The sequence below is a fragment of the Hypericibacter terrae genome (assembly GCF_008728855.1).
GTDB lineage: Bacteria > Pseudomonadota > Alphaproteobacteria > Dongiales > Dongiaceae > Hypericibacter > Hypericibacter terrae.
In genome coordinates, this window is sequence record NZ_CP042906.1 from 1,123,048 (window position 1) to 1,135,049 (window position 12,002).

At 63.9% G+C, this 12,002-nt stretch carries 11 protein-coding genes; 7 read left to right on the forward strand and 4 right to left on the reverse strand.

The window, feature by feature from the left end; genetic code table 11:
* Positions 1 to 85: 85 nt before the first annotated feature.
* The gene (locus tag FRZ44_RS05250; protein ID WP_191908429.1) at positions 86 to 526 is read right to left on the reverse strand and encodes a nuclear transport factor 2 family protein; all 441 of its coding nucleotides are present in this window, start codon (positions 524 to 526) and stop codon (positions 86 to 88) included.
* A gap of 444 nt (positions 527 to 970) precedes the next feature.
* Here FRZ44_RS05250 and FRZ44_RS05255 point away from each other — a divergent pair, with 444 nt between their 5' ends.
* Positions 971 to 2,737 carry a B12-binding domain-containing radical SAM protein gene (locus FRZ44_RS05255; RefSeq protein WP_225308553.1) on the forward strand — a complete coding sequence of 589 codons (1,767 nt, stop codon included), beginning with the start codon at positions 971 to 973 and terminating at the stop codon, positions 2,735 to 2,737.
* Between the two features lie 27 nt (positions 2,738 to 2,764).
* Positions 2,765 to 4,225 carry a pyridoxal phosphate-dependent decarboxylase family protein gene (locus FRZ44_RS05260; protein WP_225308554.1) on the forward strand — a complete coding sequence of 487 codons (1,461 nt, stop codon included), beginning with the start codon at positions 2,765 to 2,767 and terminating at the stop codon, positions 4,223 to 4,225.
* 22 nt (positions 4,226 to 4,247) lie between these two features.
* On the opposite strand, the gene FRZ44_RS05265 is transcribed toward FRZ44_RS05260, so the two are convergent.
* Both FRZ44_RS05265 and FRZ44_RS05270 read right to left on the reverse strand, forming a co-directional pair.
* A complete protein-coding gene (locus tag FRZ44_RS05265; RefSeq protein ID WP_151176188.1) occupies positions 4,248 to 4,952 on the reverse strand; it encodes a glycine zipper family protein in 705 nt (234 codons plus the stop codon).
* 138 nt (positions 4,953 to 5,090) lie between these two features.
* On the reverse strand, positions 5,091 to 5,573 hold the full coding sequence (locus FRZ44_RS05270) for a DUF4279 domain-containing protein (protein WP_151176189.1): 483 nt from the start codon (positions 5,571 to 5,573) through the stop codon (positions 5,091 to 5,093).
* A gap of 91 nt (positions 5,574 to 5,664) precedes the next feature.
* On the opposite strand from FRZ44_RS05270, the gene FRZ44_RS05275 reads away from it, so the two are divergent.
* Positions 5,665 to 6,375, forward strand: coding sequence for a hypothetical protein (locus tag FRZ44_RS05275; RefSeq protein ID WP_151176190.1), 711 nt, complete (start codon positions 5,665 to 5,667; stop codon positions 6,373 to 6,375).
* A gap of 42 nt (positions 6,376 to 6,417) precedes the next feature.
* Here the strand turns inward: FRZ44_RS05275 and FRZ44_RS05280 are convergent, their stop codons facing one another.
* The gene (locus FRZ44_RS05280; protein WP_151176191.1) at positions 6,418 to 7,590 is read right to left on the reverse strand and encodes a mandelate racemase/muconate lactonizing enzyme family protein; all 1,173 of its coding nucleotides are present in this window, start codon (positions 7,588 to 7,590) and stop codon (positions 6,418 to 6,420) included.
* Between the two features lie 182 nt (positions 7,591 to 7,772).
* Here FRZ44_RS05280 and FRZ44_RS05285 point away from each other — a divergent pair, with 182 nt between their 5' ends.
* The 4 genes from FRZ44_RS05285 to FRZ44_RS05300 all read left to right on the forward strand — a co-directional run bounded on the left by FRZ44_RS05285 (position 7,773) and on the right by FRZ44_RS05300 (position 11,993).
* Entirely contained in the window at positions 7,773 to 8,549 is a 777-nt protein-coding gene (locus tag FRZ44_RS05285) for an SDR family NAD(P)-dependent oxidoreductase (protein ID WP_151176192.1), read from the forward strand.
* 94 nt (positions 8,550 to 8,643) lie between these two features.
* On the forward strand, positions 8,644 to 9,993 hold the full coding sequence (locus FRZ44_RS05290; RefSeq protein ID WP_151176193.1) for an ABC transporter substrate-binding protein: 1,350 nt from the start codon (positions 8,644 to 8,646) through the stop codon (positions 9,991 to 9,993).
* A gap of 106 nt (positions 9,994 to 10,099) precedes the next feature.
* A complete protein-coding gene (locus FRZ44_RS05295; protein ID WP_151176194.1) occupies positions 10,100 to 10,981 on the forward strand; it encodes a carbohydrate ABC transporter permease in 882 nt (293 codons plus the stop codon).
* 196 nt (positions 10,982 to 11,177) lie between these two features.
* Complete coding sequence (locus FRZ44_RS05300) at positions 11,178 to 11,993, forward strand: carbohydrate ABC transporter permease (protein ID WP_151176195.1); 816 nt, start codon at positions 11,178 to 11,180, stop codon at positions 11,991 to 11,993.
* The last annotated feature ends 9 nt before the right edge of the window (positions 11,994 to 12,002 follow it).

Below are 12,002 nucleotides of genomic sequence, written 5' to 3' on the forward strand. Positions count from 1 at the left end.
CCGCTAAGCCGTTTACCCCAGTCGATGCGGGCCGATTTCTACGGTCATCGGTCTTTTTCCGCCTCTCGATCGCCCTCGATCCTCGTCAAGTACCTCCGGCCGGAAGCCGGCGCGGCGCGTCCTCGAAGGAACGCAGACTGCAGATCAATCCGCGTTCCAGTCGCATCAGGTTGATACCCTCGACCAGCCAGTCATTGTTGGCGGTATCGGTGAGCACCGCACGGTACTCGACGCAGTGCGCGCCCTGGCCCGCGAAGCCCGCCTTCACATCGACCTTGAGGCCCGGAAAACTGTCGAAGCTCTTTTGATAGAGCGCCGCGACCGCCTCATGACCGCGGTACGCACCGTCGGGCGTGATCACTTCGGCGTCGCGGGTGAAATGCGTCATGAGCTTGTCGAGATCGCGCGCGCATTCGTCGTCCCAGTAGGCGGTGATCCGCGCCATCGCCGCGGCGAGGCTTCCCGGCGCGTCCGCGCCGGACGAGGTCGAGAGCTCGAGGCCGGCAGGCAGGCGTTCCTGGCTCATGGGAACCGAGCTCCGGCGAGCGCGGGCGGCATCGGAATGCGCCGCCCTGTTGTCAAAGCAGTGAGCTCCTCTGGCCCGGCGCCGCGGCGCGGGCAGGCATCGGCGCGATATTGCGATCGGGAATGTCGATCTCGACGAGACGCTCAGCTTTGGGACCATCGGACCGACGCATCAATGCCCAGCCTCCCGCAGCGCCAGATGGCCGCTTGGACGAGGGCTCTCACAGCCCCGCCGGCATCGATGCCGGTCGCCAAGCCCATGCGCTTAGGTCCAGTTAACTGGAACGACGGATCAGGGTCAAGGTTAAATAGGTTGTTCACCTATGGACAGTTTGATCTTCCCAACCGTGAGCGCCTGCCGTGGCCACCGAGGGACATTGCAAGGCAGCGATTGCCGCCGCCGGGGATGCTAGGCTGGCGCTTTCCACCCTTGGAACGGATCCCCGTGGCCGCGAAGCGCCGCTTCCAGCTGGTCCTGATCAAGCCGTCGCATTACGACGACGACGGCTATGTCATTCGCTGGTGGCGGGCGATGATCCCGTCCAATTCTCTCGCCGCCGTCTACGGCATCGCGGCCGACTGCGCCGGGCGGCGCGTGCTCGGGCCCGATGTCGAGATCGACATCGCGGTCATCGACGAGACCAACAGCCGGATCGACCTGCCGTCATTGCTGGACCGTTTCCGGCGGCAGGGCGGTTTCGGGCTGGTGGCGCTGGTCGGCGTCCAGTCGAACCAGTATCCGCGCGCCCTCGACATCGCGCGCCCCTTCCGGGCGGCGGGGATTCCCGTCGCCATGGGCGGGTTCCATGTCTCGGGCTGCCTGGCGATGCTGGACGGGCACGCGGTGGGGCTGGACGAATGCCGCGAGATGGGCATCGCCATGTTCGCCGGCGAGGCCGAGGGACGGCTCGATCTCGTGCTGCGCGACGCCGCCGCGGGCCGGCTGGCGCCGCTCTACGATTTCATGAAGGATCTGCCGGCGATGGAAGGCACGCCCGTGCCCTTCATGCCGAAACAATATGTGCAGCGCACGCTCGGATTCAGCACCAGCTTCGACGCCGGCCGCGGCTGCCCCTATCAATGCTCCTTCTGCACCATCATCAATGTGCAGGGCCGCAAGTCGCGATTCCGCTCGGCCGACGATGTCGAGAAGCTGGTGCGCCTCAACTGGGCGCAGGGCATCCACAAATTCTTCATCACCGACGACAATTTCGCCCGCAACCGCGAGTGGGAGGCGATCTTCGACCGCCTGATCGAGTTGCGCGAGAAGGGCGGCATTCCCCTCGGCCTGATGATCCAGGTGGACACGCTCTGCCACAAGATCCCGAACTTCATCGTGAAGGCGAAACGGGCCGGCGTCACCCGCGTCTTCATCGGGCTGGAGAACGTCAACCCCGACAATCTCGCGGCCGCCAAGAAGCGCCAGAACAAGATCACCGAATATCGCCGGATGCTGCTGGCCTGGAAGGCGCAGGGCATCATCACGCTGGCGGGCTACATCCTTGGGTTTCCCGCGGACACGCCGGCGACGATCCGGCGCGACATCGCGATCATCCAGGAGGAGCTGCCGCTCGACATCATCGAGTTCTTCTGCCTGACGCCGCTGCCGGGCTCGGAGGATCATCAGACCCTGTGGAAGAACAATGTCGCGATGGACGCCGATCTCAACAATTACGACGTCGAGCATGTCTGCACAGCGCATCCGAGAATGAGCCGGGCGGAATGGGAGGGCATCTATCGCGAGGCCTGGTCGCTCTATTATACGCCGGAGCATATGGAGACCTTGCTGCGCCGCGCGGCCGCGACGGGCGTGCCGATCGGCAGCCTCATCAAGCTCCTGGTCAATTTTTCGACCACGGTCCGGCTCGAGAATTTGCATCCGCTCCAGGGCGGACTCCTCCGGCTCAAGCGGCCGTCCGAGCGCCGCCCCGGGCTGCCGCGCGAGAGCGCCTGGCGGTTTTGGCCCCGCTTCGTCCTGGAGACCCTGGGCAAGCATGCGGTCATCGTGGGCATGATCGCCCGGCTGCTGTGGCTGCGCCGTGCGATCGCCCGCGATCCTGCGGCGGGGTCCTATACGGATCGCGCGCTGACGCCGGTGGGCGAGGACGATGACGAGACGCTCGACCTCCTGACGCAGACCACCGGCGGTCGGGCCGCGGTCGCGCATGCCAGGAAGATCGCCGAGCTCACCGCGATCGGCCGCGACGGCTGACGTGATGGCGATGAGGGAGTCTTGACGATGACCGATCCCCGCGAGACGGCCGGGAAGGGAAGCGCGATGCCGGCCGGCTGGAGCGCCGCGGACGAGCTCATGCTCGATCGGGCGGCAAAGCATGCCATCGAGTTCCGGCGTTCTCTCGCCACGCGCCCGCAGCGGCCGCGGAAGAGCTTAGGCGACATGCGTCAGGCTTTTGCAGGGCCCCTGGCGGCGCAGGGCAGGGACGGTATCGATGTCATCGAGGACCTGGTCGCTCGGGCCGACCCCGGCCTCGCTGCCATGGCCGGGCCGCGTTTCTTCGGATGGGTGATCGGCGCCTCGCATCCTGCCGGCGTCGCCGCCGACTGGCTCACCAGCGCCTGGGGGCAGAACGCGGCGGGGCACACGCCCACGCCGGCGGTCGCGGCTTGCGAAGAGATTGCGGCGGGCTGGCTGCTGGAACTGCTCGATCTGCCGCGCGAATGTTCCGTCGGCTTCGTCACCGGCGCGACGATGGCGAACCTGACCTGTCTCGCGGCTGCGCGCGGCGAGATGCTGCGGCGGGCGGGCTGGGACGCCGATGCCGACGGGCTGTTCGGCGCGCCGCCGATCCAGGTCATTCTCGGCGAAGAAGCCCATGCCTCCGTCTTTGCCGCCTTGCAGCTCCTGGGCCTGGGACATCACCGGGTCACCCGCCTGCCGGTGGACGATCAGGGCCGGATGGAGCTCCGGGCTTTCGAGACGGCGATGGCGCGGACCGAGGGGCCCGTCATCGCGATCGCACAAGCAGGCCATGTCAACAGCGGCGCCTTCGATCCGATCGGGGAGATCGCGGCGATCGGCCACCGGCGGAAGGCCTGGCTGCATATCGATGGCGCCTTCGGCCTCTGGGCACGCGCCTGTCCCGAGACGGCGTCGCTGGTGCAGGGGCTCGAGGCCGCCGACTCCTGGGCCACCGACGGCCATAAATGGCTGCAGCTGCCTTACGATTGCGGTTTCGCCATCGTACGCGATGCCGAAGCGCATCGCCGCGCCATGACGATCACCGCCAGTTATCTGCCGGCTTTGTCGGCGGGCGAGCGTATTCCTGCCGACTATGTGCCGGAGCTCTCGCGGCGGGCGCGCGCCTTTCCCGTCTGGGCGATGATTCAGGCGCTGGGGCGGGACGGCGTCGCGCAGATGGTGGCACGGCATTGCCGGATCGCGCGCCGGATGGCCGAGGCGCTCGGCGCCGAAGCGGGCATCGCTGTGCTCAATCGGGTCGAGCTGAACCAAATCGTGGTCAGGTTCGGCGGCGACGGGCCTTCAGGCGACGATCTGACCCGCCGGGTGATCGAACGGGTTCAGAGGGACGGCACCTGCTTTGCGGCCGGCGCCCAATGGAAGGGCCGCTGGATCATGCGCCTCTCCGTCATCTCCTGGTACACCACCGAGGCCGAAGCCGATCGCGCCGTTGGCGCGATCGTCGGCGCCTGGCGCGCGATCCGGGCGGGCGAAGCCTGACGCCCTTCCCCCGGGCCGGGCCTCAATGGTGGTAGTGGTGATAGCCGTTCCCGCCACCGCCGCCGAAATAGAAGGAGAATCGCGGCCCCCAGAAGGGCGCCGGGTAGTAATAGCGGGGATAGGGGCGCGGGTAGTAATAGCCGTAGGGCGCGTAATAGGGATAAGGCGGGTAATAATAAGACGGCGCCGGATAGACATAGACCGGCGCGGGTGGAGGAACGGGCGCTGGCTCGTAATAGGCCGTCTGCGGCGGGGGCGCGGGAGGCGGTGGCGCCATGGTGATCGAGGTCTTGTTGCCGCTCGTGGCCATGCATTGCTGATAGGCAAGGTCGTAACGCTGCTGCACATCGCCGGCCGCTTCGTTGGCGTTGCCGATACCGACGGCCGATCCCGTCAAGAGGCCCGCCCCGCCGCCGATGGCGGCGCCCGCCGCGGGATTGCCCGCCGCCGTGCCGATCAGCGCGCCCGCGGCGGCCCCGACCGCCGTGCCCACGGCAGCGGTGGCGACGCCCGACTGATTGGCGGCGGCGCCCGGCGACGCGCCGATCCGCTGGCCGGCGAATTGCCGGCAGACGATGTCGTCCTGGTTGAACTGGCTCAGGGTCTTGCCGTCGCCCGGCATGACCGGAAGGCTGGGCCCGACGGGAGCCTCGGAGGCGCAGGCGCCCAGGCTCAGCAAGGCGGCAACGGCGATGACAAACCGGATAGGTGACGAAGAGTGACGCATGGCAGGGATACTCGTGAAGAAGGCATAGTTCCGCCCTGGATCACACGGTCCTGCTGGTCGAATCCTGCGTCGCTATAGAAAATTTTCTTCGGCTGAACGTCGATTTCGGTCGGGCCCCGCCGGCGCCTGTTCTTAGACTCAATCTAGTTCGACAGATCGATGCAGGCTGTCAGATTGCGGGACCACGAAGCACTCGATGCCGAAATCCAACTGCAGATCGGCCATTTTAGCGAGCGTTTCTATGGGCACATTGTCTCCCAGATGCCCATCGCTAAAGAAAGTAACACTGATTTCCGCTTTGCCGCCCGTTGCACGCAAATTGAGCAAAAATGCTTCGTGAGGCAGCAGACGATCCACCAACATTGTGATTTTGTCAGCGAACCACTGTGCACTCAATTCATAGCGGATAGAGTGCCGCCACGCCGTAAACCGATAGGTGCCTCCCAATAATTTCCCATTGAATCCCCTTCTCGGCTGGCCGACACCCAATGAGATCAACGGCTCGATCCCCAACGCTGCGGTGATTTCCGCAGGATTCATTGTCGGATGACGGATGAGCAGTTGGACATCAACTCGCCGGGGTTCACCTTTATCATCTTCGTTTAGTTTGCGTTTAGCCATAACGGTACCGGTGCGCCCATTCGTCTGTGGAAACGCCCCATTCTATTATCAGTTGTGTTATTTTGGCACCGAGATTCATTGGACGGGTGCAATGATGAAATCCATTCAAGCGCGGCGATTCCAGGCGAGAGCGACGCCGATACCCAGTGCGACACCGGGAACGATGGATTCTAGCCTTGTCACGATCTTCGACGGAGATGTCGAGATCGGGAATTACCAGCGAAATTATCCAAGCTTCGCTGAAACGACGTTCGAGCCGTTTGAGCAGGGTGGCGAGTGGTATGCTCTTTACTCGCCCGATTACACATTGACGCGGATTATGAAGCTGCCGGAATGCCGGGATATCGGGAGCGAAGACCATCATTCAAACGGATTCTGTCCTGTCGAGCTCTTTGTCCCGCGTTATCGGATGGTGACGGCGATGCAGCCATTCCCCGGCCCCGAGCGTGAAAGTCTATGGTTTGAGTCCGATGGCGAGGAGCGACGGGATCCGTCTTCCAGCTCCGTCAGAAGTAGCTTTTCCCTTGGACCTTGGCGATCACTGGATATCGGGTTTGTCGCCGGATGCCATTGGGGCGACGACAGCAGTTGGAAACTTGAGGTGTTCGATTTGTCACGGGCGGCGGATGGGGTGCTCCATCGCACCGCCCGGTTCGGGCATCTGCAACTTGGTAAGCTGCCCCTCGCCGACGCGATCCGTCTGAATCGCTTTCTTCCTTATTACGAACTGAGGGCAACGATCATTCAGCAGCAGCGCTGGGATGTGCGAACCGGGGCGCTGATCGATCAGTATGATGAGTAAGCCACAACCTCAGTTTGGCTCGATCTGCGGCTATTGGCTCACCTAAACCATCGGCGGGGCGAAGATCGTCTTACCCTTCACCTTGATCTCCACATCGACCGCGTAGGTCTTGAGCGTTTTCGCGTTGATCTCGACGCCGAGACCCGGCGCATCGGGGATCTCGATCTCGCCCTTGGCGTTGGGGGCGATGCGCGTAGTGGTGAGCTCGGTGGCGAGGCTGCTGAGCTGGGTCGGGTATTCGCAGATCCAGCTGTCCTTCATCCCAGCATAGGGCTGGAGCGAGGCGCTCAGCGCCAGGTTCGAGGTGAAGGTGTGATTGACATAAGTGACGCCTTTCTTCACGGCATAGTCGGCGACCTGCTTGGCTGGCCCCAACCCGCCGATGCGCCCGCAATCGATCTGGATGAATCCGACATGGCCGTAATCGATCAGATGCTCGGCCATGTAACGGTTATGGGCGGCCTCGCCGCCGGCGAGCTTCACCGCACCGCTGCGCGCGGCAAGCTTGCCATAGGCTTCGTAGGAGAATCCGCCGAACGGCTCCTCGAGCCAGGTGACCTTGTTGGCATTGAGCGAGGCCAGGCGCTTGGAAGCGGCCTCGACATCGTCGGCGAAGATCTGGCCGGCATCGATCAGGAGGATTCCGTCGGCGCCCAATCCCTCCCGGGCGGCGGCAACCTGGGCGATGTCGCCTTCGAGGCTATCGCCATAGGGCGCCCAGCCGAATTTGGCGGCCCTGAATCCTTTCGCCCTTATGTCGCGCGCGCGTTCGAGCGTCTGCTGCGCCGTCGTGCCGAACAGCACGGAGGCATAAGGGGTCTTGGGATAGGCCTTGGCATGGCCCAGCAATTTCCATGACGGCTCGCCGCGCACATGGCCCAGGAGATCCCACAGCGCCATCTCGATGCCGGACCAGGTGTGCGGCGCCTGCAGCAGATCCATGCTGTTGAAGGCGAGGGTCGCGGCCATGCGCTTGATATCGTCGGGTCCGTCCAGCTTCTCGCCGAGGACCGAGGCCGAGACCGGACGGCAGGCGCCGTGCGACATCGGACAGACGAAGGCCGCGATCGAGGGCAGGGGGGCCGCCTCGCATTCTCCCCATCCGGCATGGCCGCCGGCCGAGACGCGAACCACCAGCGCGTCCTGGCTGCCATCTCCCGCCGTCGTGACGATGGGCATCGAGAGATAGAAGAAGTCGACGCTGTCGATTTTCATGTCAGGTTTCTTTCCGTCATCATGGCGTCGGTTCAGGCGCGGTCGGGAGGGCTTCCTGCCCGATCCCAATCCCTTGACCGCTATTCAATCTGACCGCAGAGTAACTTCCAAGATACTAGAGCAAAGTCCAGAATGCCGGAAAATATCCGGCAAAAGACCAAGCCGATCGGTCGGGGGGCCGGATGCAACTGCTGCGAGATCGTGTCTGCGTCATCAGCGGTGCCGGGCAGGGCCTGGGCCGCGCGGTGGCGCTGGAGATGGCGGGCGAGGGGGCGAATGTCGTCCTGCTCGAACGCAATCCCGACACGCTGGCGCAGGTGGCGGCCGAGATCGCTGCCAAGGGCGGCAGCGCCCTGCCCTATGCGCTCGACGTCACCGATTATGACGCCTATGGCCGCATCGTCGCCGACGTGATCGCGAAGCGCGGGAAGATCGACGTGCTGGTCAACAACGCCGCGATCAATCCGCCCGCGCGGACGATCCTGGAAGACAGGCTCGAGGACTGGCGCCGAACCATCCAGATCAATCTCGAGGCCGTCTATATGGGCTCGAAGCTGGTGGCGCCGCATATGGTGAAGCGGAAGGCGGGGCGCATCATCAGCATCGCCTCGATCCAGGGCTTCGCCTCGAGCGGCACCGTCGGGGCCTACAACGCCGCCAAGGGCGGCATCATCGCCTTCACCAAATCGATGGCGGTCGAGCTCGGGCCCCATGAGATTCTCGTCAATGCCGTGGCGCCGGGATACATGTCGACGCCGATGTCGGTCATCAACGGCGTCAACGAGACCGAGACGCCCGAATTCATCGACCTCTATGTGACGAAGGGCCGGATTCCGCTGCGCCGGACCGGTTATCCCGAGGATGTCTCCGGCACGGTGATCTTTCTCGCCTCGCCTTATTGCCGTTACATGACCGGCCAGCTGCTGGTCGTCGACGGCGGATTGATGAGCACGTTCTGACGCCGCCGGATTCCGGCCGAGCGCGGATGCCCGGGTGGGGCCCGGCGGCGGAATTCGACATTGTGACAACTGCAGCCAACAGGGACGCCCGACCATGACAACGAACAACAACGGCTCCGACGGTTTTTCACGCCGCCAGCTTCTGAAAGGCAGCGCCGCCCTCGGCGCAGGTGCAGCGCTCGGCGGCCTGCTGCCGGCGCTTTCGGCGCAGGCAGACGCGACGACCCTGAACATGTGGTGGTGGGGCGAGCAGGAGCTGCCGGGCCTTCAGGCCTTCCTCGACGATTCGGTCAAGAACTACTCGGCGGCAACCGTGAAGACGATGCTGCAGGACACGGCGGTGGTGATCTCGCAGTTCCAGACCGCGGCCGCCGCCGGCAACGCGCCCGACATCCAGTATCTCTGGAACGGCATCTATCACATGGAGAGCGTGTGGCTCGGCTATCTGAAGCCGCTGAACGGGCTCCTCAAGGACGATGTGCTGAAGGCGTCGCAGCCGACGCTGCTGAGCCATTTCGGCAACAACATCTATCGCATGGGCTGGTATCCGCAGCCGATGCTCTGGATCTACAACAAGGACCTCTTCGACAAGGCCGGACTCGATGCCGACAGCCCGCCCAAGACCTGGGACGCGTTGCTCGCCGCTTGCGACAAGCTCAAATCCAAGGGCATCGCGCCGCTGGGCGGCGGCATCCAGGACGGCTATTGGGGCGAATGGTTCTTCGGCCATGCGCTGGCCCAGAACATCGACAGCACCGGCGAAGCCATCGACCTCTTCACCGGCGTGCGGGACTTCAAGGACCCGAAATATTACGAGCAATGGACGCGCCTCGAGGAGCTGAAGAAGCACGACTTCCTCAATCCGGACATGTCCTCGCTCGGGCTCTATCCCGGCATCGACCTGATCGTCGCCGGCAAGCTCGGCATGGGCGTGTCGGTGGGCGCGCGAGTGCCCGCCGACAGCAAGACCAGCAACGGGCGCATCGGCTGCATGGTCATGCCGACCTATGGCAAAGGCAAGATGGCCGGGAAACCGATCCTCGATTCGCAAGGGCTCGGCATCTCCACCAACAGCAAGAATCCCGAGGCGGCGGCGGCCTTCCTCGAATATCTGCAGTCGCCCGAGCGGCTCCAGGTCTTCTGGGACAAGACCGGCTGGATCCCCTCCAACAGCAATTTCGATACCTCGATCATCAAGGACGAGGTGGTGAAGTCGATGTGGAAGATCTGGGGGCAGTCCGAGAACATCCCCTATGTCTCGAACGTCGTGCCGGGTCAGTTCTACGACCAGGCGCTGCTCCCGACCGCCCAGCAGGTGGTGCAGGGCCAGATCACCGGCGAGCAGGCCGGCGAGCTCGCCGCCAAGGTGCTGGGCGAATGGCGCGACTTCAACCCGGACATGGTCGAGAACTACAAGAAGTGGGCGAAGGACCTGTCCGCCTGAGCCATGATCGGGGACCCGGCCGCGGGCGACGCGGGTCCGGGTCCCCATCGGTTTCTGCCGATCGGGATGACCTCGAGCGCGCTTGCACCGGGAAGACGATCAGGCAATGAAACTCTCGCCGAAGTTCACGCCCTATCTCTACATCCTGCCGCTCGTCCTCCTGCTGGGGTTCGTCTTCGGCTATCCGCTGGTCCGTATCTTCGAGTTCAGCTTCAAGAAGGTCCGCGGCATCGACGGTCCCTGGGTCGGCTGGGAGAACTACCGGCTGATCCTGCATCAGGATCTGTTCTGGGAATCGGCACTCCATAATCTGTTCCTGCTGATCGCCGTCCCGGTCATGGTCGCCTGGGCGCTGCTGATCTCGATCGTGCTCTATGAGCGGATCCGCGGCTGGAAGCTCTACCGGGTCGTCCTGTTCCTGCCTTACATCCTGGCGATCCCCATCATCGCCGTGGTGATGAAGAAGATGTTCCAGTTCAGCGGGCCGGTGAACGAGGCGCTGCGCTGGCTGAGCCTCGACTTCATGGCGCTCGACTGGATCGGCTCGTCGGACGTCGCGCTCTGGACCGTCATGATCTTCATCATCTGGCGGGAATCGGCGCTCGGCATCATCCTGTTCCTGGCGCGGCTCTTGAGCCTCGACGAATCGCTGATCGAGGCGGCGAAGCTGGAAGGGGCCAACTGGTGGCAGCGGGCGCGCTATGTGCTGATCCCGCAGATGAAGACGGTGATCGAGTTCTATGTGGTCATCAGCGTGATCACGATGCTCTCCTCCGTCTTTTCCTATGTCTACATCATGGGCGGCGGACGCGGCGGTCCCGGCACCTCCACCATGGTGCTGGAGCTCTATATCTTCAGCGCGCTCATCAAGATCAGCCTCCCCGGCATCGCGTCGGCGGTCTCCGTGCTCCTGTTCCTGGTCTCGCTGCTGCTGATCGTCCCCCTGTTCGCGGTCCGGCGGCGAGCCAATGAAGAGGAGGTGGGATGAAGATACAATTCAAGCCCCCTCCCCTTGCGGGAGGGGGTAGGGGGAGGGGTCTTCGCGCTCGCGAATCGCACCTTATTCGTTGTTTCGCTCGTGGCAGGCATTCCCCTCCCCGCTCGCTACGCTCGCCGCCCCTCCCGCAAGGGGAGGGGCCGTGGTTTTCTTTACATGTCCCACCGCTCGAAACCGGAGCCAACCGGTGAAGCCCGATCGCGCGCTCAAGCACGGGGTCCTGCTGTTCGCGGTCTTCCTGGCCCTGGTGCCGTCGCTCTTCATGATCATGACCTCGCTCAAGAGCGACGAGGAATACACCTACAACAAAGCCGGGCTGCCGCAGGCCCTGGTGCTCGACCATTTCGACAATGTGCTGTTCCACAGCCCGTTCTTCGCCTGGATGGGGAACAGCATCATCCTCGTCGTCGGCTCGGTCCTGCTGAGCACGGTGGTCTCCTGCCTGGGCGCCTATGCGATCGCGCGGATGAAGTTCAACGGCAGGGGCCTTTTGTTCTCTGTCAGCACCGCGCTCATGGCCGTGCCGCCGGTGGTGATGATCGTGCCCCTGTTCGTGCTCTATTCGCAGCTGGGGCTGATCAGTACCTATCAGGGCACCATCATCATCTATGCGGGGCTGATCACGCCTTTCTCGGTCTATCTGCTCACGACCTTCTTCCGCACCCTGCCGCGCGAGCTGTTCGAGGCGGCGCGGATGGATGGGGCGGGGGACCTGCTGATCCTCCGGCGGATCGTGATCCCGCTGTCGCTGCCGGCGCTGCTGACGCTGGTGGTGGTCAATGCGCTCTATGTCTGGAACGACCTGATCATCGCCATCATCTTCCTGCAGGACGATTCCAAGCGCACGTTGATGGCGGGCATCAGCGTGTTCCAGGGCCGCTACGACAACCAGATCCCGCTGACGATGGCGGGCATGGTCATCGCCAGCGCGCCGATGATCATTCTCTACATCGCCTTCCAGAAATATTTCATCCAGGGGCTGATGGCCGGTTCGGTCAAATGACCGGTGCCG

What these genes read in the sequence shown, in the direction of transcription:
- FRZ44_RS05250 (WP_191908429.1), bottom strand. Translation starts at nt 526, where the DNA reads ATGAGCCAGGAACGCCTGCCTGCCGGCCTCGAGCTCTCGACCTCGTCC.
- FRZ44_RS05260 (WP_225308554.1), top strand. Translation starts at nt 2,765, where the DNA reads ATGACCGATCCCCGCGAGACGGCCGGGAAGGGAAGCGCGATGCCGGCC.
- FRZ44_RS05265 (WP_151176188.1), bottom strand. Translation starts at nt 4,952, where the DNA reads ATGCGTCACTCTTCGTCACCTATCCGGTTTGTCATCGCCGTTGCCGCC.
- FRZ44_RS05270 (WP_151176189.1), bottom strand. Translation starts at nt 5,573, where the DNA reads ATGGCTAAACGCAAACTAAACGAAGATGATAAAGGTGAACCCCGGCGA.
- FRZ44_RS05275 (WP_151176190.1), top strand. Translation starts at nt 5,665, where the DNA reads ATGATGAAATCCATTCAAGCGCGGCGATTCCAGGCGAGAGCGACGCCG.
- FRZ44_RS05280 (WP_151176191.1), bottom strand. Translation starts at nt 7,590, where the DNA reads ATGAAAATCGACAGCGTCGACTTCTTCTATCTCTCGATGCCCATCGTC.
- FRZ44_RS05285 (WP_151176192.1), top strand. Translation starts at nt 7,773, where the DNA reads ATGCAACTGCTGCGAGATCGTGTCTGCGTCATCAGCGGTGCCGGGCAG.
- FRZ44_RS05290 (WP_151176193.1), top strand. Translation starts at nt 8,644, where the DNA reads ATGACAACGAACAACAACGGCTCCGACGGTTTTTCACGCCGCCAGCTT.
- FRZ44_RS05295 (WP_151176194.1), top strand. Translation starts at nt 10,100, where the DNA reads ATGAAACTCTCGCCGAAGTTCACGCCCTATCTCTACATCCTGCCGCTC.